Annotated in this window: 28 protein-coding genes; 8 read left to right on the top strand and 20 right to left on the bottom strand. The window is 74.9% G+C overall.

The genetic code is table 11. The annotated features are described in order from the left end of the window. Window positions 1–139: 139 nt before the first annotated feature. On the top strand, window positions 140–1,156 hold the full coding sequence (locus AOK09_RS00720) for a phosphotransferase (protein WP_079062617.1): 1,017 nt from the start codon (window positions 140–142) through the stop codon (window positions 1,154–1,156). Between the two features lie 19 nt (window positions 1,157–1,175). Here the strand turns inward: AOK09_RS00720 and AOK09_RS00715 are convergent, their stop codons facing one another. The 4 genes from AOK09_RS00715 to AOK09_RS00705 form a co-directional block, all read right to left on the bottom strand. Then, window positions 1,176–2,363, bottom strand: coding sequence for an acyl-CoA dehydrogenase family protein (locus AOK09_RS00715; protein ID WP_055585099.1), 1,188 nt, complete (start codon window positions 2,361–2,363; stop codon window positions 1,176–1,178). A 137-nt stretch (window positions 2,364–2,500) separates the two neighbouring features. Continuing rightward, window positions 2,501–2,629, bottom strand: coding sequence for a putative leader peptide (locus AOK09_RS43540; protein ID WP_407675316.1), 129 nt, complete (start codon window positions 2,627–2,629; stop codon window positions 2,501–2,503). A 104-nt stretch (window positions 2,630–2,733) separates the two neighbouring features. Further along, complete coding sequence (locus tag AOK09_RS00710) at window positions 2,734–3,228, bottom strand: hypothetical protein (protein ID WP_055585098.1); 495 nt, start codon at window positions 3,226–3,228, stop codon at window positions 2,734–2,736. A gap of 181 nt (window positions 3,229–3,409) precedes the next feature. Next, complete coding sequence (locus AOK09_RS00705) at window positions 3,410–3,667, bottom strand: DUF397 domain-containing protein (RefSeq protein ID WP_079062615.1); 258 nt, start codon at window positions 3,665–3,667, stop codon at window positions 3,410–3,412. 223 nt (window positions 3,668–3,890) lie between these two features. Between AOK09_RS00705 and dhaK the strand changes: the two genes are divergently transcribed. The 4 genes from dhaK (at window position 3,891) to AOK09_RS00685 (ending at window position 7,183) form a co-directional block, all read left to right on the top strand. Next, window positions 3,891–4,883: a dihydroxyacetone kinase subunit DhaK gene (dhaK, locus tag AOK09_RS00700; RefSeq protein ID WP_055585107.1), complete on the top strand. Its 993-nt coding sequence runs from the start codon at window positions 3,891–3,893 to the stop codon at window positions 4,881–4,883. Between the two features lie 36 nt (window positions 4,884–4,919). Beyond that, on the top strand, window positions 4,920–5,594 hold the full coding sequence (gene dhaL / locus AOK09_RS00695; protein ID WP_055585097.1) for a dihydroxyacetone kinase subunit DhaL: 675 nt from the start codon (window positions 4,920–4,922) through the stop codon (window positions 5,592–5,594). Window positions 5,595–5,713: 119 nt separating this feature from the next. Next, window positions 5,714–6,139 (top strand): PTS sugar transporter subunit IIA domain-containing protein, encoded by a 426-nt coding sequence (locus AOK09_RS00690; RefSeq protein ID WP_055585106.1) that lies wholly within the window; start codon window positions 5,714–5,716, stop codon window positions 6,137–6,139. A 117-nt stretch (window positions 6,140–6,256) separates the two neighbouring features. Next, window positions 6,257–7,183, top strand: a complete 927-nt coding sequence (locus AOK09_RS00685) for an NAD-dependent epimerase/dehydratase family protein (protein WP_055585096.1) — start codon at window positions 6,257–6,259, stop codon at window positions 7,181–7,183. Window positions 7,184–7,325: 142 nt separating this feature from the next. Here the strand turns inward: AOK09_RS00685 and AOK09_RS00680 are convergent, their stop codons facing one another. Both AOK09_RS00680 and AOK09_RS00675 read right to left on the bottom strand, forming a co-directional pair. Then, window positions 7,326–7,835, bottom strand: coding sequence for an NUDIX hydrolase (locus AOK09_RS00680; RefSeq protein ID WP_055585095.1), 510 nt, complete (start codon window positions 7,833–7,835; stop codon window positions 7,326–7,328). Between the two features lie 9 nt (window positions 7,836–7,844). After that, window positions 7,845–8,534: an acetyltransferase gene (locus AOK09_RS00675; protein ID WP_079062613.1), complete on the bottom strand. Its 690-nt coding sequence runs from the start codon at window positions 8,532–8,534 to the stop codon at window positions 7,845–7,847. Between the two features lie 145 nt (window positions 8,535–8,679). Here AOK09_RS00675 and AOK09_RS00670 point away from each other — a divergent pair, with 145 nt between their 5' ends. Next, complete coding sequence (locus tag AOK09_RS00670) at window positions 8,680–9,750, top strand: O-antigen ligase family protein (RefSeq protein ID WP_079062612.1); 1,071 nt, start codon at window positions 8,680–8,682, stop codon at window positions 9,748–9,750. Window positions 9,751–10,856: 1,106 nt separating this feature from the next. After that, the gene (locus AOK09_RS00665) at window positions 10,857–11,213 is read left to right on the top strand and encodes a DoxX family protein (RefSeq protein WP_055585094.1); all 357 of its coding nucleotides are present in this window, start codon (window positions 10,857–10,859) and stop codon (window positions 11,211–11,213) included. A 45-nt stretch (window positions 11,214–11,258) separates the two neighbouring features. Here the strand turns inward: AOK09_RS00665 and AOK09_RS00660 are convergent, their stop codons facing one another. The 14 genes from AOK09_RS00660 to AOK09_RS00595 form a co-directional block, all read right to left on the bottom strand. Beyond that, a complete protein-coding gene (locus AOK09_RS00660; protein ID WP_055585093.1) occupies window positions 11,259–11,540 on the bottom strand; it encodes a gas vesicle protein K in 282 nt (93 codons plus the stop codon). Continuing rightward, window positions 11,537–11,758: a gas vesicle protein GvpJ gene (gene gvpJ, locus AOK09_RS00655; RefSeq protein ID WP_055585092.1), complete on the bottom strand. Its 222-nt coding sequence runs from the start codon at window positions 11,756–11,758 to the stop codon at window positions 11,537–11,539. Before gvpJ ends, AOK09_RS00660 begins: the two co-directional genes overlap by 4 nt. Further along, the gene (locus tag AOK09_RS00650; protein ID WP_055585091.1) at window positions 11,755–12,561 is read right to left on the bottom strand and encodes a GvpL/GvpF family gas vesicle protein; all 807 of its coding nucleotides are present in this window, start codon (window positions 12,559–12,561) and stop codon (window positions 11,755–11,757) included. The genes gvpJ and AOK09_RS00650 overlap by 4 nt, the downstream gene beginning before the upstream one ends. Beyond that, window positions 12,558–12,902: a gas vesicle protein gene (locus AOK09_RS00645; protein WP_107101198.1), complete on the bottom strand. Its 345-nt coding sequence runs from the start codon at window positions 12,900–12,902 to the stop codon at window positions 12,558–12,560. Before AOK09_RS00645 ends, AOK09_RS00650 begins: the two co-directional genes overlap by 4 nt. Window positions 12,903–12,919: 17 nt before the next feature. After that, the gene (locus AOK09_RS00640) at window positions 12,920–14,038 is read right to left on the bottom strand and encodes an SRPBCC family protein (protein WP_055585089.1); all 1,119 of its coding nucleotides are present in this window, start codon (window positions 14,036–14,038) and stop codon (window positions 12,920–12,922) included. Next, a complete protein-coding gene (locus tag AOK09_RS00635) occupies window positions 14,031–14,687 on the bottom strand; it encodes a hypothetical protein (RefSeq protein WP_055585088.1) in 657 nt (218 codons plus the stop codon). The genes AOK09_RS00640 and AOK09_RS00635 overlap by 8 nt, the downstream gene beginning before the upstream one ends. 31 nt (window positions 14,688–14,718) lie before the next feature. Further along, window positions 14,719–14,988 carry a gas vesicle protein GvpG gene (locus AOK09_RS00630; RefSeq protein WP_055585087.1) on the bottom strand — a complete coding sequence of 90 codons (270 nt, stop codon included), beginning with the start codon at window positions 14,986–14,988 and terminating at the stop codon, window positions 14,719–14,721. Then, complete coding sequence (locus AOK09_RS00625; RefSeq protein WP_055585086.1) at window positions 14,976–15,728, bottom strand: GvpL/GvpF family gas vesicle protein; 753 nt, start codon at window positions 15,726–15,728, stop codon at window positions 14,976–14,978. Before AOK09_RS00625 ends, AOK09_RS00630 begins: the two co-directional genes overlap by 13 nt. Window positions 15,729–15,731: 3 nt before the next feature. Further along, window positions 15,732–16,166: a gas vesicle structural protein GvpA gene (locus tag AOK09_RS00620; RefSeq protein ID WP_407675317.1), complete on the bottom strand. Its 435-nt coding sequence runs from the start codon at window positions 16,164–16,166 to the stop codon at window positions 15,732–15,734. A gap of 93 nt (window positions 16,167–16,259) precedes the next feature. Further along, complete coding sequence (locus AOK09_RS00615) at window positions 16,260–16,571, bottom strand: gas vesicle protein GvpO (protein WP_055585084.1); 312 nt, start codon at window positions 16,569–16,571, stop codon at window positions 16,260–16,262. 590 nt (window positions 16,572–17,161) lie between these two features. Beyond that, window positions 17,162–17,884: a sugar transferase gene (locus AOK09_RS00610; protein ID WP_079062611.1), complete on the bottom strand. Its 723-nt coding sequence runs from the start codon at window positions 17,882–17,884 to the stop codon at window positions 17,162–17,164. After that, entirely contained in the window at window positions 17,881–19,116 is a 1,236-nt protein-coding gene (locus AOK09_RS00605) for a glycosyltransferase family 4 protein (RefSeq protein ID WP_245687056.1), read from the bottom strand. The genes AOK09_RS00610 and AOK09_RS00605 overlap by 4 nt, the downstream gene beginning before the upstream one ends. Beyond that, window positions 19,109–19,942 (bottom strand): polysaccharide deacetylase family protein, encoded by an 834-nt coding sequence (locus AOK09_RS00600; RefSeq protein WP_055585083.1) that lies wholly within the window; start codon window positions 19,940–19,942, stop codon window positions 19,109–19,111. Before AOK09_RS00600 ends, AOK09_RS00605 begins: the two co-directional genes overlap by 8 nt. 160 nt (window positions 19,943–20,102) lie before the next feature. Further along, a complete protein-coding gene (locus AOK09_RS00595; RefSeq protein ID WP_245687055.1) occupies window positions 20,103–20,678 on the bottom strand; it encodes a hypothetical protein in 576 nt (191 codons plus the stop codon). Between the two features lie 308 nt (window positions 20,679–20,986). Between AOK09_RS00595 and AOK09_RS00590 the strand changes: the two genes are divergently transcribed. Beyond that, the gene (locus AOK09_RS00590) at window positions 20,987–21,991 is read left to right on the top strand and encodes a polysaccharide deacetylase family protein (protein ID WP_245687054.1); all 1,005 of its coding nucleotides are present in this window, start codon (window positions 20,987–20,989) and stop codon (window positions 21,989–21,991) included. Window positions 21,992–21,996: the final 5 nt, after the last annotated feature.

Raw genomic sequence — 21,996 nt, 5'->3', positions numbered from 1 at the left:
GTATCCGTCAGCCACCGCCCCGTCCCCTGTCGCGCAGTCCCCCACCGCGCTGCACGCCCCGGCCGCGCTGCGCCGCCGCCCGGTGGGCGCGCCGTCCGCCCCGGTGCACACCGGGCATCCCCTCGACACCCGCTCCCCCATGGTCCCCCGGCGTTCCGTGACACCGGTGGGCACGGCCCTGCTGCCCCGTCCGGCGGGCGACCCCGCGCTGCGCGGCCGGCTGCCCCAGCCGGCCCCAGGGCGGCCGGACACCGCCGCCCTGCAGTCCCCGCTGGTGCGGGCGGCGATGGCCCATGTGACGCGGATATGTCCCTCGTTCACCCCGCGCCAGCTGATCCGCGAGGACAGCCGTCACGTCCTGGTGGCGGGCACCGTCGGCCGCACCCCGGTGGTGGCCAAGTGCCTGACGCCGACCGTACGGCGCGGCCCCGAGGAGCTGCGCTGGGTGGAGAGCTTCCGCCATGAGGTGGCCTGCTACCGGGCCTTCGTACGGCTGCGGCCCCCGGTACGGCTGCCCAAGCTCGTGGCGGCCGACCCGGACCGCTGTGTGCTGCTGCTGGAGCGGGTGCCGGGCCGTCCGGCCGCCCGGGAGCGGCACCCCGGGGACGCCCCCACGCCGGGCGAGGTGCGTGCGGTGCTGGGGTCGGTCCGGGCGCTCAACCTGTGGCGGCCGCAGTCCGGCTTCCACGCCCCGCTGGACTACCCCACCGAGATCGCCCGCTACCACGCCCTGGGCCTGCTGACCGACCGGGACACCGGTGACCTCCAACAGCTGCTGCACGGCCTGGCCCACACCCCGGCGCAGTTCTGCCACGGCGACGCGCTGCTCTCCAATGTGCTGCTGGCCCCCTCCGGGCCGGTGCTGGTCGACTGGGAGCGGGCCGGCTGGTACCTGCCCGGCTACGACCTCGCGGTGCTCTGGAGCGTGCTCTCCGGCGACACTGCCGCACGTCGGCAGATCAGCCAGCTGGCGCAGGCGTCCGGGACGGTGCCCCGGGACGCGTTCCTGGTGAACCTGATCCTGGTGCTGATGCGGGAGCTGCGCAGGTACGACGTGCCCGGCGCCGGTGAGGAGCAGCGCATCCTGATCCGGCGGCTGCACGACGACGCGGCCCTGGCGCGCCGTGCGGTGCGGGCCGCGGTGGGCACCCGCTGAGCCCCGGCGCCGGCCGGGCTCAGCGGGACGCCGCCCGGGCCAGGGCGGCGCTTCCGGCCCCGGTGAGCACCGCGTCCTCCTGGGGGCAGTGGGTCCGTCCGCACAGGATGTCCCGGTGGTGCCGCTCCAGGGGGTTGGCGCGGCTGAGCCCCTGGTCGCCGGCCAGGGCCAGGGCCTGCTCCACGGAGGAGACCGCGGCGCGTACGGCGAGCAGCCCGGCGGGGCCGGTACGGGGGACGGCTGCCGGATCGCCCTGGTCGATCCGCTGGGCGAGGGCGGTGAGCAGGTCCTCGGCGCAGGCCAGCCGGATCTCGATCTCACCGAGGGCGGCGCGGGGGGCCGGTGCCCGGGAGGTGTCCCGGCGGTGCAGGAAGCCCACCAGCCAGTCGCGGGCGGCACGGGCGGCGCCCAGCTGCACGGCGGGCAGGGCCAGGTTCCGCCAGGCCGCCGCGAGCGCCTCGGGACCCTGTGCCTCGGGGCCGTCCTGGCCGGCTCCGGGACGGATGCCCGGGTCGCGCAGGCCGACGGCGGCCCGTTCGGGTACCAGCACGTCGTTCAGCAGCACATCGTGCCCGGCGCTGGCCCGCAGCCCCAGATGGTCCCAGGTGGGGTCGATCTCGATCCCGGGGGCGTCGCCGCGCACCAGGAAGGTCCCGACCCGGGGCACGGGCTCGTCGGTCCGGGCCGGGACCGCCATCCAGGAGAGCGCCTCGGCGCCGGTGCAGCGGGTCTTGCGGCCGTGCAGCAGCCAGCCGCCGGGGGTGCGGCGGGCCACGGTGGCGGGGATCTCCGAGGGGCCGGCGGTGTCGTCCGCGGGCTCCGACCGCAGGGTGGCGGCCAGGGCCGGCCCGCGGCGGGACTCCTCCAGCAGCGCCCGGTAGAGGGGCTCCGGCCAGAAGCCGTGGTGGGACTGGGCGGCGTGGTGGAGCAGCGTACCGGCGGCGACCAGCGCCACCGACGCGTCGCCCCGGCCGAGTTCGCCGAGCACCCGGACGGTGTCGGCGAGGCCGGCCGCCGTCCCGCCGTAGCGGGCGCCGACGGTGAGGGTGAGCAGCCCGGCCTCATGGACGGCCTCGATGCCCTGGTAGGGGAAGGTGCCCTCGCGGTCCAGCTCGTCCGCGCGGGCGGCCAGCAGGTCGACCACGCGGGGCAGCGCGGCCATGGCGGCGGCGACGGTGGTGGGGCCGCTGTGCTGAAGGGTCGTCATATGCGGTTCTCCGGAACGGTGGCGGCGCTGCGCGCGGCAGCGGGCGGGGGCGCGGTGCACCGGACACCGAGCGGCGACGGCGGGGCGGCGCAGCCGGGGCGGGACGGCGCGAGGGCGCGGAGGGTTCGGCGGAGGTGTCAGGCCGTACGGCGCGCGGCGGCGAGGGGCGCCGCCGCGCGGTCGCGCACGGCGCCGCTACAGACTGCGCTGGCGGTCCGCCGGAGGTCGACATGGCTGCGACGGGTCAGCAGCGGACGGCACGGCATGGAGGGAATCTACGAACCGGGCTTCGGCGGCGTCAACCGCGGTCCGACGGCCGGGCCGCGCCGGCGACGGTCCCGGCCCGCCGCCCGGCGGGGCGTGGGGGCGCTCAGCCCTGCTGGAACATGTCGGCCGGCAGCGGCTTGAGCAGCTGGTAGAGGTCGTCCGAGATCGGCCGGTCCCAGGAGGCGATGGTGACCTGGACGCCGTCGCTGCGGCCGAACTGGGCGCAGGTCACCCTCTCCTCGCTGACCTTGACCTTCTTGACGATCAGCAGGTCGTCGCCGAGCAGCACCGGGAAGTCCTCGGTGGAGACGACGCTCACCGGCTCGTCGTTCTCCAGGGCGGCGAGCAGCTGCCGGACCTCGAAGGGAACGCCGTCCTCCGGCTCCCTGGCCGGGGAACCCTCCGGCAGGTTGCCGATCAGCATCGCGGGGCCGCGGCCGCCGAAGAGGTCGTAGCGCAGGAAGATCCCCTGGCAGGTCCCGTCGGCACCGGCCAGGATGGCGGCTCCGAAGTGGCCGGGCCAGTCCCCGGGGTCCATCGCGAGCACATCGAAGTCAGGGCCCGCGGGGGTGCCGGAGCGGCGGCGGAGAAACGGCATGGGGACATCGTACGGGGCGGTCGGCGCAGGCCGCGCAGCCGTCCGCCCCACGTCGGGCGTGGCCGGGCGGCGGCCCCGGCCGCCGTCACCGCCCGCCGGGCGTCCCCGGGCGGGCGCACGGCAGGCCGCCCGCCGGGCGCAGCGCGGGACGGGGCGGCCTGCCGTGTACGCCGTGCGGCGGTCAGGTGAGGTCGAACTCGCCGTCCCGTGCGCCGAGCACGAAGGCCCGCCACTCGCCGGGGGTGAAGATCAGCGCCGGGCCGTCCGGCTGCCGGCCGTCGCGCATCGCGATATAGCCCTCCACAAAGGCGATCTGCACATCGCCGACCCCCTGGCTGCTGGAGAGCCACTGCGCTTCGCTGAGGTCGATCTGCGGCTTCCGTCCGTCTGCGAGGACCTCGGGTCCGCCGAGGTCCACACTGGTGCTTTCGCCTGACACTCCTGCACTCCTCCCGCCGTCGTCCGGGAGCCAGCGTAGCCAGCGGGGCACGTCGCCAGCAGCCGTTTGCCCCGGTTGCACACTCGCCGGGGCGCGGACACGCCGGGAGCCGGGCCGCTCCGGGTCGTTCCGCAGCGGGCTCGGGTTTGCGACAGTGGCAGCAGCGGTCGCGGTGGTCCCGCGGACCGGCCGGCTGCACTCGGCGGAACGGGAGGAAGCGGCGATGAAGAAGCTGGTCAACGCCCCCGATCGGGTGGTCCCCGACGCGCTGCGCGGTCTGGCCGTCGCCCATCCGGAGCTGGCCGTGGACCTGGAGGCCCGGATCGTGGTGCGCCGCGACGCCCCCAGGGCCGGCAAGGTCGGCCTGGTCTCGGGCGGCGGCAGCGGGCACGAGCCGCTGCACACCGGGTTCGTCGGCTTCGGGATGCTGGACGCGGCCTGCCCCGGTGAGGTCTTCACCTCCCCGGTGCCCGACCAGATGGCGTCCGCCACCAGGGCGGTGGACGGCGGCGCGGGCGTACTCCACATCGTGAAGAACTACACCGGTGACGTGCTCAACTTCCGGTTGGCCGCCGAACTGTGCGAGGACGCCGGGGTCGAGGTGCGGCAGGTGGTGGTGGACGACGACGTGGCGGTCACCGACAGCCTGTACACGGCCGGGCGGCGCGGCACCGGCGCCACACTCTTCGTGGAGAAGCTCGCTGGGGCGCTCGCCGAGTCCGGGGCGCCGCTGGACCAGGTCGCCGCGACGGCCCGCCGGGTCAACGAGTCGTCCCGCAGCTTCGGGGTGGCGCTCACCGCCTGCACCACCCCCGCCAAGGGCTCGCCCACCTTCGACCTGCCGGACGGCCAACTGGAGCTGGGCATCGGCATCCACGGCGAACCGGGCCGGGAGCGGCGGGCCATGATGCCGGCCGCCGAACTCGCCGAGGTCTGCCTGGACGCGGTCCTGGCCGACCTGCCCCCGGGCGGCCCGGTGCTGGTCCTGGTCAACGGCACGGGCGGCACCCCGCTGCAGGAGCTCTACGTCGTCTGCGCCGAGGTGGACCGGATCCTGCGCCGGCGCGGCGTGCCGATCGCCCGCTGCCTGGTGGGCGACTACGTCACCAGCCTGGACATGGCGGGCTGCTCGCTCACGCTGTGCCGCACCGACGACGTCCTGCTGCGGCTGTGGGACGCGCCGGTGCAGACCCCCGCGCTGCGCTGGGGCCGCTGACCCCCCACTCCCTCGACCGCAGGAGCGACAACCCGGATGCCGACCGTGACCGTCCTCGACACCGCCTTCTTCCGCCACTGGCTGGAGCTGGCCGTAGACGCCGTACACCGGGAGAGCCCCCGGCTCACCGAGCTGGACTCCCCCATCGGCGACGCCGACCACGGCGCCAACCTGGACCGGGGGTTCACCGCCGCCGCGCTCGCGGTGCGCACCGAGCCGCCGGGAACGCCGGGGGAGCTGCTGGTCACGGTGGGCCGCACCCTGGTCTCCAGCGTCGGCGGCGCCTCCGGCCCGCTGTACGGCACGGCGCTGCGCAGGGCCGGGAAGGCACTCGGCGACGCCCCCGAGGTGACCCCGCCCGAACTGGGCGAGGCCCTGGCGGCGGCCGTCAACGCCGTACGGGAGCTGGGCGGCGCCGAGCCGGGCGACAAGACCATGGTCGACGCCCTGCTGCCCGCCTCCCAGGCCTACACCGGGGCGCTGACCGACGGCGGCAGCGCCCGGGAGGCGCTGGCAGCGGCGGCGGAGGCGGCCCTGGCGGGGGCGGAGGCCACCGTTCCGCTGCTGGCCCGCAAGGGCCGCGCCAGCTATCTGGGCGAGCGCAGCATCGGCCACCAGGATCCCGGGGCCACCTCCTCGGCGCTGCTGCTGGCGTGTCTGCGGGACGCGTCGGCGCCGGGAGCACCGGGGACGGAGGCGGGGCCGCGATGAGCACCTCCGAGGGCGGCGGCGCCGAGGTGATCCCGATCAGTGAGGCCCCCTCGGCTCAGTCGGGCGCCGCCCGCCGGGTGGCCCCGCGCCCGGCCGTCGCCCCGGTGGAGCCCCCGGTCATCGCGCACCCGGCGGAGCTGGACCGGGTGGGCGTGGTGCTGGTGTCGCACAGCCGGGAGGTCGCCTCGGCGACCGCCGCGCTGGCCATCGGCCTGGTGGGTTCCGGTGATCCGGCGCCGGTGGGAACCGCCGGCGGTACCGCGGACGGCCGGCTGGGCACCAGCGCCGAACTGGTGCTGGCCGCCGCCAAGCGGGTGGACCAGGGCATGGGCGTGGTGCTGCTGTCGGATCTGGGCAGTGCGGTGCTGACGGTGAAGTCGCTGCTGGCGGAGGCCGACAGCAACGGGCTGCCGTTCCCGACCCGGTTCGCCAACGCGCCCTTCGTGGAGGGGGCGATCGCCGCGGTGGTCACGGCCTCGGCGGGCGGGGACCTGGCGGCGGTGGTCGACGCCGCGGAGGACGCCTACCGGTTCCGCAAGGGCTGACCCGGCTTCCGTCCGCTTTCCGGCCCGCCGGCGGCCGGCCCGGGGCTACCATCGCCGACGGGGTGAGCCGGCCGCCCCGGGGGGACGCAGCGGGCCGGCCGCAGAGGGGGGTACGCCATGCGAGTCGTCATCACCGGCGGAGCCGGTTTCATCGGGGCCAACCTGGCCCGGACCCTGCTGGAGCGGCCGGAGGTGGAGCAGGTCAGGGTGGTCGACGACCTGTCCACGGGCCGCAAGGCCAATCTGACGGGGCTGGACGTCGCCTTCCACGAGGGCACCGTCCTCGACCCGGCGCTGCTGGACGAGGCGTTCGCCGGGGCCGACGCCGTGGTGCACCTGGCGGCCCTGCCGTCGGTGCCGCGTTCGGTGGCCGACCCGGTGGCCAGCCACCACGCCAACGCCACCGGCACCCTGGAGGTGCTCCAGGCCGCCCGCCGGGCCGGCGACCTCCATGTGGTGGCGGCGTCCTCGTCGTCGGTGTACGGCGCCAACCGGGAGCTGCCCAAGCGGGAGACGATGCGTACGGCGCCGATGAGCCCGTACGCGGTCAGCAAGCTGGCCACCGAGGCCTACCTCGCGGCGTTCCACCACTGCTACGGGCTGGGGGTGCTGCCGTTCCGGTTCTTCAATGTCTTCGGTCCGCTGCAGCCGGCCGGGCACTCCTACGCCGCGGTGGTGCCGGCGTTCGTGGACGCCGCGCTGGCCGGGCGGCCGCTGCTGGTGCACGGCGACGGCGGGCAGACCCGCGACTTCACCTATGTCGGCACCGTCACCCGGGTGCTGGCCGACGCGGTGCTGCGCCGGGTGGTCCACCCCGACCCGGTGAACCTCGCCTTCGGCAGCCGGACCTCGCTCACCGAGCTGGTCGCCGAGCTGGAGTCGGTGCTGGGCCGGCCGGTGGAGGTGGAGCACAGCGAGCCGCGCCCCGGCGACGTCCGGGACTCCCAGGCGGACAACTCCCGGCTGCGGTCGCTCTTCCCGGAGGTGCAGCCGGTGCCGCTGCGGGAGGGGCTGGAGCGCACGGTGGAGTGGTTCCGCGCCTGAAACGCTCCTGAACTGCCCTGCCTCGAACCGGCCTGCCGCGCCCGGGCCCGGCGCCGGCACGACGGCCGCCCGGCCCGTGGGCGCGGTGCAGGTGCCCACGGGCGGGGAGCGGTGGCCCGACTTGCTCCCCGGCCCGCGAAGGTCAGACGCCCCGGGCCGGGGTGAGGACCTCCTCCAGACCCGAGAAGGAGAAGTGCGCCTCGGGGTTTCCGCTCAGCGCATGGTTCAGCCGGCGGGTGGCGCTCTCCCCCAGCTGCGGCAGGGCGTCCTGGGCGAACCAGCCGACCTCCAGGGACTCGTCGTCGTTGACCCGGGCCTCACCGCGCACCGCCCGGCACAGGAAGGTGATCTCGACGTACTGGCTGCGGTCCCCGTTGGGGTACTCCAGCATCCGCGAGACGGTCACACTGGTGATCCGCTCCGGTACGACCTCCACCCCGGTCTCCTCCCAGCACTCGCGGACGGCGCCGTCCGCGGGCTCCTCGCCCGGGTCGAGGATGCCGCTGATGACCGACCAGTTGCCGGTGTCGGCCCGGCGGCCGAGCAGTACCCGGCCCTGGTCGTCGAGGACGACGGCGGTGACACCGCAGAGCCAGAGCGGACGGGTGCCCACCAGGGAGCGCAGATCGCGGAGGAACTCGGGAATCGCCATACGGGGAGACTATGCGCTCCCCGGCCCGCGCAGCGGCCGTGCGGGGGAGCCCACCACCGTCGTCCCCGGCGGTACGTCCCGGGTGACCACCGCCGCCGCGCCGACGAACGCCCCGCGGCCCACCGTGCGCCCCTGCAGCACCACCGCGTTGCTGCCGACGGTGGCGCCGTCCTCCAGCCGCACCGCACCGGAGACGTTGCCGCCCGGATAGACCGTCACCCGCGCCCCCAGCACCGCGTCATGGCCAATGGTGGCGTTGTAGTGGACCTGGGTGTGCGGACCCAGCCGCACACTGCTGGAGATGTACGCCCCACCCAGCACCAGGCAGCCCTCGGCCAGTTCGGTCTCCGGTGCGATCAGCGCCCGGGGGTGGACCAGGCCGGCCGGGCGGGCGCCGCGCTGCTCCAGCAGCTCCGCCAGGCGCAGCCGCACCCCGGGGTCGGCGATCCCCACCAGGTAGCGGGCACCGGACGGCACCTGCGACGGCGCCACCACCGGCAGCCCCCGTACCGTGCCCCCGGCCAGGTGGTCGTCGAGGAATCCCGCCACCCGGACGCCCGCGGCCAGCGCGGTGTCCAGGGCCTCCCGGCCGACTCCCCCGGCTCCCGCGATCCACAGGCCGGTGCCGTGTTCGGCCGCCGGTGCCGGCGCGGGGTGCGGGACGGTGTGTACATCCGGCGCGGAAATCCTTTGCGACATGGTCACATCCTGCCCGCTGCGGCACTACGGTGTGGGCAGGTCCGGGTGCCCGGCCACCTGCCGCACCGCTTCGGGCCCGGATGCCCGGGGCCGACGGCACGGCGGCGGTGCCGGTCCGCAGCGGGGGGACTCGAAGGGGGCGGGGATGCCGGGTTCTGATGCCGTCTCCGGTGCCGTGCTGCCGTCCCGGTCCCGTGTGTCGAGCCCCGATGTGCTGGGCCCGGTGGTCCTGACCAGTTGCGCCGGCTGGACGCTGGCCTCCGCGGTCGGCCATGAGGCGGCCCGGCCCGAGGGGGTGCTGCTGGCCCTGCTGGCGGTCGCGGCCGGCTTCGCCGCCGGGCGGGTGGCCGGGGCGCTGCTGCCCACGGTGGCCCCGGCGGCGGCCGCCGTCGCGGTGGGGCTGGTGGTCGCGGCCACACCCGGCGCCCTGTCCGGTGATCCGCTGGCGCCCCCGCTGCACTACGGCAACGCCGACGGCGCGCTGCTGGCGCTGGGCGTCGGCGCGGCGTGCTGCGCCGCCTGGTCGGCGCGCGGCATCCGGGTACGCGCGGCGCTGCTGGCGCTGGGAGCCGTCCTCGCCGGACTGAACCTGCTGGTCGGCTCGGCCGCGGCCTTCGCCACCTCGGTCGCGACGCTGCTGGTCTCCTGCGCGGCCGCACGGTCACGGCGCCGGGGGCCGTTGCTGGTGGTGCTGGCGCTCTGTGCGGCGCTGGCGGGCTGCGGCACGGTCGCGCTGGCGCGCGGCCACGTCCCGGCGGCCCTGCAGCGGCATGCGGTGGCCCAGCTGTCGGAGCGCCGGCTGGAGCTGTGGGGGGACGCGCTGGACCAGGTGGGCCGGCATCCGCTGCGAGGCGTGGGGCCGGACCGGTTCGCCGAGCAGAGCCCCACCGCCCGGGCCGACCAGGACACCACCAAGACCCACTCGGCGGCGCTGCAGCAGGCCGCCGAGCAGGGGCTGCCCGGGCTGGCCCTGCTGATCTGCGCTTTTCTGTGGACGCTCTGGTCGCTGGCACGCTCGCCGCGGCCCACGGCGGTGGCGCTCTCGGCGGCTGTGGCACTGACCGGCCTGGCGGTGCACGCCACCATCGACTACGTGCTCAGCTTCGCCGCCGTCACCGTGGGCGCCGGTCTGCTGCTGGGCATGGCCACGGCGCGCCCGTTGACGGAGGAGGACTCCGGCGCCGGGCACGGCCGGCCCGAGGTGGCTCCCGCGTAGCGACGCGTCGCGGGCGCGGGACGTCGTGCGGGGCCCGCCCGGGCTGACCGGCGCTCCGGGGCCGTCCGGCCCGGGTGACCGCACGGCCCGCGCACGGGTGCCACCGGTCCGGGCACTCGGCGGTGGAAGGTCCGCCCGCCTGCGCCTGAGGAGACGGACCACACCTCGACGATCAGCCCGGCGGAGACCCTGAGGATGTCGATTCCGCTTCTGGCGGTCTCTCCGCCCCGCTCGCCGGCGAAGCGTGCCAGGTAGGGGCGTGCGACCGATCCGGTCGGCCCTCCGCCGGCGGGTGTCAGGTCGACCACGGCGGTGCCCTCCGCCGTGAAGAGAAGCCCGTCGTGGGATCGGTGCCAGGCGGCGACCGTCTCGGCCGGCTGCGGCGGGGTGCGGATCCCGTCGAAGGCGTCGGTGCCCGCCTGTGCGTGGCGGAGCACGAACTCGGGCGCCATCATCTCGTCGACGAGACCGAGGTCGCCGTTCCACATGGCCGTCCACTGGTCGGACAGACCGATACCGAACGCGTGCATGCCGGTGCCGCCCACAACAACCCCCCGTGTACCGGATCCTGACGGACGCGTGCACCGTGGCAAGCACCTCTGACAGTCACCGCTCTCGTGTCCGGGGCCCCCGGGGCTCGTCACCGGGTCTGCGGGTTCGCCCTCGCTGGCGGGGACTGGTCCTTTAGGTTGTCCCACAGTGGTGCACGTTCAACTGCCGTTCACGGCAAGGGACTTCGGCAGCACCTGGCCGCCGCTCGGCGAGTGCGGACGGGGCAGGAGGACCACCCGGGTCAGGCGGCGGGCCGGCCGTGCACAACCGGCTTACAGCAGTGGGGGACGAAGGCGTGTCGGAGGCTCCGCCGAAGGGCCAGGTCGCGGGGGGCGCACAGCAGGGCTGGTGGACCCGTCACCCCCTCTGCGCCGGTTCTGCCGCGTGGGCTGCCGGACGGCCCGCCCCCGCGACCCGGGAGGGCGGCCGGTCACCCGCCCTGGAACCGGTGCCGCGGACGGCCCCGGAAGCCCCACCCGACGTCCCAGCCGGGGACACCACATCCCGCAGCGGCGGTGCCCGCCGGCACCCCGCCCCACAGAGACGGAGACATCGTGTTCGCCGCGTACCTCACGGTCACCATACTCGGCGTGGTCTTCAACGGCGCCGCCGCCGTCACCTATCTGATCGGCCATGAGTACCCCAAGTCCCAGGCGGACATGAAGGGCATTCCGCGGAAGTGGGTGCCGGTGCTCGGCATGCTGCTGGCAGCGGGCACCGTGGGGCTGCTGGCCGGGCTCGCCGTGCCGCTCCTGGGGACTCTCGCCGCCTGTGGCCTGGTGCTCTACTTCATCGGCGCGATCATCGCCCATCTGCGGGTGGGGTCCCGCAACATCGTGGGCGGGATCGTGTTCCTGCTCACCGCGGCGGCCGTCCTGGTCCTGGGAGCGGCCTACCACGGCGCCTGGTGACCCGCAGGGCCGGAGCGGTGCGCACGGCCGCCCCCGGCCTGCCGGTCACCCCGCGTCCTGGGGCAGCAGGGTGCCGAGCGGGCCCAGGTCGAGGTTGAGGTCCTCGGGGCTGAGCCCGAAGCGGTCCCGCAGTTCGCCCATACGCTCCTCCAGGAGCATCAGGGTGAGCCCGACCCGCTCCTCCTCCTCCTCCGAGAGGTCGCCGCGGTCCACCCGGCGGCATGCCTGACGCTCCATCAGCTGACGGAGGAGTTCGACCAGGGTGAGCACCAGCCGGATGAGGTCCCGCTCCACCGTGTCCTGGTCCATCCGCAGCCGCTCGGTCATCGCGGCACCTCCTCCCACAGGGACGGCAGGGCCTCCTCCACCGACCTGATGACGGCGCGGAGCGAGATGTGCACCAGGTCCACGTCGGCGATGCAGAGCACCAGGTCACCGGTGAGGACCACCCCGCCGTCCAGGAGCCGGTCCAGCAGGTCGATGAGTGCGAGCTGCGGCCCGGCCGGCGGCCCCGCGGCGTCCCGCACGGCCGGTTCCGCGGTCATGCGTGCTCCGGGACGGCCGTGCCGCTCTCCGCCGTGGCGGCGAAGGAGTAGGGCGCCCAGGGGCCCGTGACCTCCACCCGCAGACCGGCCTCCGGTTCGGCGAGCGACCGTATGCGCTGCTGGAACTGCGCCGCCCGGTCCTCCGCCACCAGGTACGCGTCGTTGGCCACGTTCGTCCCGGGACCGACGGCCAGCTGTCCCGACTGCGGCCGGTGCCGGCGCAGGCCGTCCGCCAGCTCGCCGAGTTCGCTGCGCAGGCGCTCGGTGAACCGTGCCGCGTCCTCCCAGCCGCGTTCCCGGGCACGGCGCTGCTCGCGGCGGCCGCGGAGGTAGGACCTGCCCGGGCTGTCGGCCGGGCCGGAGGCGGAGCCGGGCTCCGGAGTGCGCGACTGCGCCGCGGGCAGCGCGTACACCTTGACGCCCCACTCCGCGTGCCCGGCCAGCCGGGCGAGCTGCTCGGCGAGGTCGCAGCGGCGGTCGGCCAGCATCAGCCGCAGCCGGTCCTCGTCCAGGTGGACGGTGGCCAGCCGCAACGGCAGCACCGCGGTCCTGGCGGCCAGTGCGGCGACGACACCGTGATGGGCGCGGGCGGTGGTCTCCACCCAGGCGAGGTCCTCCAGCCGGGTCCTGAGGGCCTGCTCGCTGAAGTCGCCCGCCGGGACGTCGCTGACCGCCGCCACCAGTCCCCCGTGGAGGACCGGCCGGACCGGCAGGCCGCCGACGCCCCGCAGCTCCGGGATCGCCTCCTGGTGGCCGTGGAAGGGCAGCAGCACGGCGTAGGTGTAGACGGAGGTCGCCGTCATCGTTCCACCTCCTCGGGTGCCGGCCGGCGCAGGGAGGCCAGCTCGGCGCGCAGGCGCGCGTTCTCGGCCTCCAGGTCCGGCTGGTCCCGCCGGTCGCCGACGGCGCAGTCCCGGGCCCGGGAGGAGAGCGACGGGTCGCTCTCCCACCAGTCGATGCCCATCTCGCGGGCCTTGTCGACCGAGACCACCAGCAGGCGGAGCTTGATGGTGAGCAGCTCGATGTCCAGCAGGTTGATCTTGATGTCACCGGCGATGACCACGCCCTTGTCCAGGACGCGCTCCAGGATGTCGGCGAGGTTGGCGCCGCCGCCCTGCGGCGGGGATGCGTAGATCTGGCTCACGGTTCCGTCCCCTCGCCTCAGCGAGCAGGTTCCTTCTCGTACGCGCGGTCGTCCTCGGCCTCGTCCCCGGGACCGTAGCCGGGTTCCGGGTCGTCCTCGGGCTCCTCGACGTACTCCTCCTCGGGCTCCTCGTCCTCGGCGAACTCGTCCACGGGTTCCTGGTCCTCGGCGAACTCGTCCTCGGGTTCGTCGTCCTCCGCGTACTCCTCCCCCGGCTCGTCGTACTCGTCGTACTCGTCGTCCGGCTCGCCTCCGCCGGACCGCTCCTCACCGTGGTCCTCGTCGTCACGCAGGCCGTCCTCGTGCGAGGTGACGACCTCGCCGTCGCGGATCTCGCCCCGCCACGACCCGGTGGCCTCGCCCTTCATGGTGACGAAGCGCCGGAACAGCTTGAGGTCCAGCCGGGCGCGACGGCCCTGGGCGCGCCAGATGTTGCCGGTCTTCTCGAAGAGGCCCTTGGGGAAGTACTCGATCACCAGCAGCACCTGGGTGAGTTCCTCGCCCAGCGGATGGAAGGTGACGACGCCCTTGGTGGTGCCCTTGGCGCCCTCGGTGGTCCAGGCGATGCGGCGGTCGGGGATCTGCTCGGTGACCTTGCCCTGCCAGCTGCGGCTGGACCAGAAGATCTTGGCCTTCCAGTGGGTCGTGGTCTCGTCGGCGTTCTCCACGCTGCGGACGCCCTTGGACCAGTTGCCGAACTCCTGGAACTGCGTCCACTGGTCGTACGCGGTGCGCACCGGCACCCCGACGGCGAGATCCTCGACGATGGTGACCGATTTGGAACCGCCGCCGCCCCGGCCACGGCCGCCCTTGCCGAGCAGGCCGCCGAGCTTCTCCTTGAGGCCGGCCGCGGCACCCGAGGCCTTGTTCTTGAGGGCCTGTTTGGCCTGGTCCTTGACCACTCCGCCGAGCAGTGAGGCGCCGCCCTTCAGGGGATTGCCGCCCTGGAGCGGGGTGTCGCCCTGCTGAAGCCTGGTGGTCGCCTCACCGAGGCCGCGGCCGAGGGAGGAGACGGTGTGCTTCACCCTGGCCTGGAGGTACTGTTCGGCCGCGTCCATCAGCCGGGCCGTCCCGGGGTTGTGCGCGGCGGCCTGACGGACCCGTCCCAGGGTGCCGGTGACGCTGTGTTCAGCCATCGTCCCGGCTCCTCTCCGCGGCCTTGCGGCGCGGCCGGGCGGCTCCCGCGGCCCGCCGGGCGGTGCCCGCCGTCTTCCGCACCGCACCCTCGGACTTCCGTACCGCGCCCTCGGACTTCCGGGCAGGGCCGTCGGACTTCCGGGCGGCGCTGCCGGTCTTCCGTGCGGTGCGGGCTGCGGGGCGGCGCCGGGGTGCGGTCTCCTCGGGCTCCTCCTCCGCGTCCTCGGGCGCGTCCGTCTCCTCCTGTTCGGCCTCCGGCGCGTCCGGCTCCTCGGCCTCCTCGGCCTCCGGTTCACCGTCGTACTCGTCGTCGGGTTCGTCGTCGGGCTCGTCCCGCGAGCCGCCCACGGGGGCGCCGCGCAGCATCTCGGTCCGCCGGCCCAGGGACTCCGCCCAGCTGTCGGCCCTGCGGGTCAGCGCGGCGCCGGCGGCCTCCTTGCCGGCCTTCGCCAGTTCGCCGCGTACCTGAGCGCTGAGGCCGGCCGCCCCCGGCAGCGCGCCGAGCAGCTGCGGCAGCTGCCGTGGGTCGATCGACAGCTTCTTACCGGCCAGCCACAGGCCCAGGCCTATGGCGAGCTTGGCCTTCCTGGTACGGCCGAGCAGATAGCCGCCTGCCACGGCGATGCCTATCTTGGTGTTGGTGTTCACGCGCTTCCACTTCCTGATCGCTCGGTGGTGTTCATCCGTCCCGGGCCGGCCCGCCGAAGGTGCCCGTCTGCGGGCCCCTCAGCTCCTCCAGGCGGTCCAGCAGCTCGTCCTCCCGGCGGTCGAACTCCTCCTCGGTGATGCGGCCGGCCAGCAGTTCCCGCTCCAGCCGCGCCAGTTCGCGTTCGACGGGTGCGGGGTCGCGGTACTGGCGCTCCGCCTCGGCGACGACCTGGTCCAGCACCCAGCCGACCCCGCGCACCGGCGCCAGCGGCAGGGTGAGCAGCCCCGTCAGGAGGCCCACTGCCGCTCCGGAGCCCCGGCCGCCGCCTCCACGAAGCTGTAGGGCGGCAGCGGCCCGTACAGCCGCAGCTCCGCCTCCGGGCCGATGTCCTCGGCGAGGCGGTCCACGGCGGCGCCGAACTCGGCCGCCCGCTCACCGCGCACCAGGAAGCTCACGCTGAGGAAGATGTCCCCGGACGAGGAGAGCGTTCCGGAGGCCTCGGCCTCCGCCAGGGGGCGGAGGGCAGCCGACACCCGTGCGGCCATGGCCTGCTGACGGGACTGCAGTTCGGCGGCGACGGCCTCGCCCAGGGCGAGACGGTCCTGGTGGGAGCCGCTGCGGGCCGCCTCGTTGAGCCGCCGCACCTGCTCGCTGCCGGCCAGGACGGCCTGCAGCGCGGTGTCCTCGTCCTGGACGGCGCGGACGTTGAACTCCACCCGGCCGTCGAGCGCCCGCAGCCGCTCGGAGAAGTCGCGCTCCCGCTCGGTGAGCACCCGCCGTACCGCGGCGTCGTCCTCCGCCAGCAGGCCGAACCGCATCGGCAGCACGGGCCCGGTGCGGCGCAGCTTCTGCAGGACGTCCTGATGGGCCTTGAGGTCCCGCCGCTTGGCGCGCACGGTCTCCGCCGCGTCGCTGACCACCGCGGCCACGCCCCCGCACCGCACCACCCGCAGGGGTGCCGGAGGGGCGCCCACACCGGCGGTGTCGGCGAGGTCGGGGGTGCTTCGCTCGTCGGTGATCGCGTAGACGTAGACGGACATGGTCTAGGACTCCTCCTTGCGGCGGGCGGTGGTGCGGCGGGTACGCGGGCGTTCCTCCCGCTCCTCCTCCTGCGAGTCGCCCTGCCGGCCCTGGCTGAAGGAGTCGGAGATGCTTTCCAGCGCGCCCGAGAGAGCACCCCGGGTCTTGCCCCTGGCGCCCTTCTCCGTGGTCTCACCGACCAGATCGGGGAGGGTGGCGCCGCCCTTGTTCTCCAGATCCAGCCTGTTGCACGCCTCGGCGAACCGCAGATAGGTGTCGACGCTGGCGACGACCACCCGGGCGTCGATCCGCAGGATCTCGATGCCGACCAGCGAGACGCGCACGAAGGCGTCGATCACCAGTCCGCGGTCCAGGATGAGTTCGAGGATGTCGTACAGGCCGCCGTCGGTCTTCTGGGCCTGAGGGGCGGCCGTCTGCTGTGTGGCCACTGTCACGATGATTCGCCCCTTTCGATGGGGGGTCGATGTCGGTCAGGTGCCCGGTTGGTCATGGTGTGTCCGGCCGTGATCGCCGGTGCGGTGCCGGTCCGGTCAGCGGCGGTCCACCTGACCACGGCTGTACCGGCGGCGCCGCTCGTAGCCGATCAGGTCGCCGTCGGCGTCGAGCTGCACCGTGTACGTGGCGAGCACGCTGGTGGAGTCCGGGATGCGCTCCAGTTCCAGCACTTCCACATCGGCGGTCCAGCCCTGGTCGGTCCGGGCCAGTGCGGAGACCGACTCGGGCTCACGCCCGAGCAGCGCGGAGAGTTGTTCCCGCGCGTTGCGGATGGCCACCGCGGGCTTCACGCCCCTGGCCGTTCCGTTGTCCTCTCGGCCGGACGTCCCGTCACTGTCGTCGCCCATGTCCTGACCTTCCAAACCGGGTCGGTCGCTGATGGCACGTCAGCCTGCGCGGCTGCTGTGTCTCTGTCGGATCCGCCCCTACCCGGCGCCCTCCACCCCATGCCCGGGCGTGCCGAATCCCCTGGCGGGCAGGCCCCTCGTGACCTCCTTGGCCCGGCCGCACCGGTCTGCCGGCTGCCCCGCAGGCGGGTCACGTCACCGCCGGACGCCGCTGGGCGCCACCCTCCGGGCGGGCGGGTGCGCCGGGACGCCGCAGACCGGCCGGCAGCCGTGGACGGCACGTCGTGGACGCCCGGTGCGGCTCGTCGCCGACGTCCCGGTACGGCTCGGGCAGGGGCCCGGGAAGGGCCCTCGCACGCCGGGGCGCACGGCACCGGCGGCCCGCAGGTCAGGGCGGCAGGTCAGGGCGGCAGGTCAGCGCGGCAGCTCAGGGCCGAGGGTTCACCGCAGCGGTGTCACCCCGGTCGTCGACGGCCGGCGGCCGCGGGCGGGCCGCCGTTACCGTGCCCGCGGACGTCCGCGGGCACGGCGCACGGCACTGCCCGCGCCGGGTCGGTGGACCAGGCGCGGGCAGTGCCTGCGGCGTACGGTCAGGACGCCTCCTCCGCCGCGGCGGCCGGCTGCGGGTAACGGGTGCGGGCGGGCAGCGGGGTGACCGGGCCGCCCTGACGGTGCACCTGCGCGGGCACCGTGCCGGGGTGGGGTGCGGTGGTGGGCACCGCACGCAGGACGGGCTCGCTGGGCGCGGGGAAGCCGGGGTTGACGCCGCCCGCGCCGGTGATTCCGGCGGGCCTCAGCAGTACGCCGACCGTGCGGAGCAGGATCCGCAGGTCCAGCCGCAGCGAGCGGTGCTCGATGTACCAGAGGTCCAGTTCGATCCGCTCGGGCCAGCTGATGGAGTTGCGCCCCTGGATCTGGGCCCAGCCGGTGAGTCCCGGCCGGACGGCCAGCCGGCCGCGCTGGCGTGGCGAGTAGTGGACGACCTGCTCGGGAAGGGTGGGCCTGGGGCCGATGACACCCATGTCGCCGCGGAGGACGTTCCACAGCTGGGGCAGTTCGTCGAGGCTGGTGGCGCGGAGCAGCCGGCCGAGGCGGGTGATGCGGGGTGCGTCCTCCTCGTCCGGGAAGCGCCGGTCGCGCATGGTGCGGAACTTGAGGATCTCGAACTCGGCGCCGTCCCGCCCGGTGCGTACCTGACGGAACACCACCGGGCCGCCCATGGTGGCGCGGACCAGCAGGGCGATCAGCAGTACCAGTGGGATCGCGACGATCCCGGCCGGCACGGCGACCGCCAGGTCCCCCCCTCGCTTCATGCGTGCTTCCCCCCTGTCGGCTCCGCACCGGCGCGGAGCGGTGAGCCGTGCTGTCTGTGCGGTACGTCGGTCGTCCAGCCCAGGCCCCGGTCCCGGGCGACGGCGGCATAGGTCTGCACGGAGACCCGGGCCACCGCCCGCTGGTCGAACTCCCGGTGTGCCCGGTCGCGGGCGGCCTCCCCCAGCCGCCTCCTGAGGCCCGGGTCGGTGAGCAGCCGGCCGACGGCTCCGGTGAGCGCGGCGGGGTCGCCCGGCGGGACCAGCAGCAGGTGTTCACCGTGGGTGCCGATCTCCCGGCAGCCGCGGATGTCGCTCAGCACCATCGGCAGCCCGCAGGCTGCGGCCTCCATGCCGGAGCGGGAGAACCCCTCGCGGTAGGACGGGAGGACGAAGACGTCCAGCGCCGCGTAGACGTCGGACATGTCGGAGCGCTCACCGAGGAACTCCACCCCGTCGAGCGCTCCTGCCAGGGCGTCGGACTTGGCGGGGTCCGCGGGGCCGATCCAGGTGAAGCGTGCCTTGCCGGCCAGTGCGCGGGCGGCCGCGGCGTACTCCCGGATGCCCTTCTCCGCGACCCTGCGGCCGACTCCGGCGACCAGCAGCTCGTCGTCGGCGACGCCCAGCTGGGCACGGATCCGGGCACGGACGGCGGCCCGGTCCGGGCCGGTGGTGAAGCGCTCCAGGTCGACGCCGTTGCCGACCACCCGGGAGCGGCGGGCGGGTACGGCGCGGGCGAGGGTGCGCCGGTCCTCGGCGTTCTGGTAGAGCTCGGCGTGCGAGAAGCGGCCGGCCAGGGCCTCCGCGCCGAGGACCAGCACCCGCTTGGCGAGCGGGTCATGGGCCTGGGCCCACAGGCCGTGGCAGGTGTTGACCACCACCGGCACCCGGGCGGCGCGGCCCAGGATGCGGCCGAGCACTCCGGTCTTGGGGTTGTGGGTGTGCAGGACGTCCGGGCGGATGCGCCGGAGCGCGGCCAGCAGCTCCCGGGCGGCTGCGGCGTCGCTGCGCGGGTTCCAGGAGCGGGTGAGCGCGGGCAGCGGGACATGGGTGACGCCGAGCGCCTCGAGGGTGGGGACGTGCGGTCCGGGGGCGCTGATCCCGTAGGTCTCGAAGCCGCTCTCCACGTCGTGCCGCAGCTCGGTGCCGAGCAGCAGGTGGAGGGACATGTCGACGGTGGTGAGATGGGCGACGCGCAGGGGCCGGCCGCCGGGGCCGCGCGGGCCGTCAGGCACGGGCGCCCACCGCCTTGGCGCCGGCGACCAGGCGGGCGTAGGCGCGTTCGGGGAGGAGGCGCCCGGTGAGCTTGGCGCGGAAGAAGTCGACCGGGTCGGTGCGGCGCACCGGGACGCGGCGCATCCGTACCGGGTCGGCGCCCGGGAGGTTGCGGCCGACCTCGCCGGTGGCGGCGCTGCGGAAGCGGGCCCGCAGTGCGGACTCCATGTGCGGCACCGGGACGCCCCAGGTGTAGGCGTAGTGCCGGGGGCGGGTGCCCAGGTGCTCCTCGACGTCGTCGTTGCAGGCGTCGAGTTCCTCGGTGGTCAGCAGGGCGGGGCGGGCGTGGCTGCGGGTGTGGTTGGCGACGGTGCAGAGCCCGCCGGCGGCCATCTCGGCGAGCTGTGCCCAGCTGAGGGCGGGGGCGCCGGCGGCCTTGGCGGTGGAACCCTCCCAGCGCATCTCGCCGCCGACGTGGCCGCTGGCGAGGTAGACGGTGAAGGGCAGGCCGCGCTCCCTCAGGACCGGCCAGGCGTGGTGGTAGACGTCGGCGAAGCCGTCGTCGAAGGTGAGGACGGCGGTACCGGCCCGGTCTCCGCGCTCCAGCCGGTCGACCGCCTCGTCGATCGGGACGACGGGGGTGCCGGGGAGTTCGGCCAGCAGGTCCATCTGGGCGGTGAAGTCCGCCGTGGAGACGTCGAGCTCGTCGGGCGAGCCGCCGCCGACGCGGTGGTAGATGAGCAGCGTGGCGCCCTGTGCGGGGCGGCTGCCCGCGGCACGGGCGAGCTGCTGTTTGACCCGGGTGCGGGCGCCGGCGGGTGGCGACGGCGCGGTGCTGCGGCTCACGGTTCCCCCCTTTTGCGGCGGTGCCCTCCCCGGCACCGCTGCCCGGTGGTGGTGTCCCATCCCCGAACGGGACCACCTTAGGGGGAACTGTGGGGCTGATGCCCGCAAAATGTGAAAGAAGCGCAAAGGCCTCGGGTCAACGGCCGATAAGTGTGCTGTGCTACACCGCCCCCGGCCGGGCGGGCAGCAGCGATCTCAGCACGGTGACCGCGGCTTCGGCGTCGTCGACGGTGACGGTGAAGCGGCGCCCTCCGCCGAGTTCGAGCACCAGGGCCGGGCCCTTGCGCACCACGACCGCGGCGCCGTGGTTCTGGCGGTAGCGGTAGCCCCAGCCACCCCAGTGCATGGGGGTGCAGGGCTGGTAGCTGGCGTCCACCACCTCGGTCAGCGGGATCCGGCGGCGCGGCAGGCCCATGTGGCCGCAGCGCACCTCCAGGGCGTGACGGTCAATCTTGACATGAACATGTACGAAAGCCAGGGTTCCGGCCAGCAGCAGCATGCCCACCGCCAGGCAGCCCGCCACCGTCATCACCCAGGCCGCCGGGCCGTCGGTGTCGGGGACGGTGACCGCCACCAGGACCCCGAGGGCCAGGCAGGCCGCTCCCACCAGGGCGAGCAGCCACTGGTGGCCGTTGTGCGCCGAACCGGTCCACAGCGGCCGCTCGGAGGAGGCCGCCGCACCGGACGCCGAGGCGCCCGCCGGAACGCCTTCACGATCGCTCTCCGCATCCTCCATGGCCCTCACGGTATACCGGCTGCCCGGCCTGGGCACCGGCAAGCACATGAGGGTTCAGCACCGTCCGCACGGGACGTCCGGACCGCCGCGCCGGACAGAAATTCATCTCCATCCGGCTACAACCATCCACGGAGCGTATGGGTCTGTACTACGTTGAGCGACCCCGGGCCGGGTTGGGGGGCCTGCCCCGGGTCGCCGTACCTCAGGGGTGGAGCCGTCCACCCCGTCGCACCACCAGCGCCGGAAGGGCAGGCGTCCTGCCGCTCCGGCGGAGCCGCCGCGCCGCCAAGGCGTCGGAAGGGGGACCCGTGCCGCATCCGGACACGACCACGCGTTCGTCCACCGCCATGATCACCACCCTCGCACCCGGGCCCAAGCGCCTCACCCCGATGGGGCCCCGCCGCAGGCGCCGCCTGGACGCCCTGCTCCGCAACTGCCCGGCACAGCCGATCTTCCGCGCCCGCTCCGCACGGCGGCTGGCGGTCCTCGCCTACCACGAGATCGACGACCCCCGCAGCTTCGCCGCCCAGATGGACCGGCTGCTGCGCACCGCCCATCCGGTCTCCCTGGACGACGTACGGCAGGCCGCCGCCGAGGACCGGCCGCTGCCGCCGCGCAGCGCCCTGGTGACCTTCGACGACGGCGACCGGTCGGTGGTCACCGAGGCCCTGCCGGTGCTGGAGCGGCGCGGCATCCCCGCGGTGGCGTTCGTGGTCACCGGGGTGATCGGCGGCGACCAGCCGTTCTGGTGGCGCGAGGCGGCCTTCCTGGCCCGGCACGGCGGCACCGCCCGTTCACTGCCGCCCGGCGGATCGCCCGCGGCCGTGGTCCGCCGGCTGAAGGCGCTGCCGGACCCCGACCGCCGCCGCAGCCTGGCCGAGCTGCGGGTGAGCGCCTCCCGCCCGGCACCGCGCCAGACCCAGCTGTCGGCCGAGGACCTGCGCAGCCTGCGCTCCGGCGGGGTGCAGATCGGCAACCACACCATGGACCACCCCTGCCTGGACCGCTGCGACGACGCCACCGTCCGCACCGAGATCACCGGAGCCCATCAGGCCCTGCACCGCTGGCTGGGCGAACCCCCCACCGCCTTCGCCTACCCCAACGGCAATGCCGACCCGAGGGCCGACCGCATCCTGCGGGAGCTGGGCTACCACCTGGGGTTCCTCTTCGACCACCGGCAGGAGGCGCTGCTGCCGAGCGACCCCCTGCGGATCAGCAGACTGCGCGTGAACGCCGCCACCAGCCTGCACCGCTTCGACACCATCCTCTCGGGCCTGCACCCCGCGGTGCACCGGCTGCGCGGCGGCTCCTGACCGGG

It is taken from the genome of Peterkaempfera griseoplana, assembly GCF_001418575.1.
In the GTDB taxonomy this organism is placed as follows: domain Bacteria; phylum Actinomycetota; class Actinomycetes; order Streptomycetales; family Streptomycetaceae; genus Peterkaempfera; species Peterkaempfera griseoplana.
Note: the sequence above shows the minus strand (reverse complement) of the source record. Positions and strands in the feature narration are given on the sequence as shown.